The sequence below is a fragment of the Vibrio sp. 1069 genome (genome assembly GCF_033340555.1).
On the sequence record NZ_JAWOWP010000249.1, the window covers coordinates 1 to 806 of the forward strand.

An 806-nucleotide genomic window follows, 5' to 3' on the forward strand; every position below is an offset into this window, starting at 1 on the left:
ATGCTTATGAATAATCTGAGAAAGATATTAGTAAAAGTTTTACTAAAATAAATTGGTGAAAACGTTTTACTTTAACTTGGTCACGTTTTAAATGACCAATGTTGAGCAAGATGTGATCAGCATAAAGGAATGCGTTCTAGATTGTTTTGGAAAGTAAAAACAGTAAAAATTCGGTAGAAAATAAAAGAAGAAATAAAAAAGCACTGAAAATTCAGTGCCTTATTTGAGCAGTTTTGAGGGTGTTTTTATCGAGTTGTGCCGCGTAGCTTGAGCTTGCTTGGAACGTACACTTGAAGGGGCAGTGCGCGTCCGTCACGGTATTTTTCTACTAACAAGTTCACGCCTTGAATACCCATCATTTCAGAATGAATACGAACGGTCGATAGAGGAGGGAAGGTAAAGCGCGCGGTAGGAATGTCGTTCACGCTGATCAGCGCAATATCATCAGGAATGTTTAAACCAAACTCATGCACTGCTCGTAACACACCAATCGCAATGGAGTCCGAAGCAATGAACATCGCTTTTGGGAAATCGCCTTTGGCCAGCATCTCTTTCGCTAAGTCATAACCGGACAAGCTAGAGAAATCGCCACGATAAATGTCGTCTTCAGAAACCACACCTTTTAGACTGCCGTAGTCCACAAACGCATTTTCACGAATGTCTGCGGTGTTGGGCTCGTCTTGTCCACCAATAAATCCGATGCGCTCGTAGCCTTGTTGTACAAAGAAATCAACCACTTGCTTGCTGATTCTTACAAGGTCGATATCAACGCAATCGTAAGGACTAGTTGGATCTGAAAAGTCGAT

The 806-nt window shown here is 41.4% G+C and carries 1 protein-coding gene; it reads right to left on the reverse strand.

Features of this window, described 5'->3' with window-relative positions:
- Positions 1-245 precede the first annotated feature (245 nt).
- The coding region (gene ebgR / locus R7040_RS25780; protein WP_318097478.1) for a transcriptional regulator EbgR at positions 246-806 on the reverse strand (561 nt) is incomplete at its 5' end.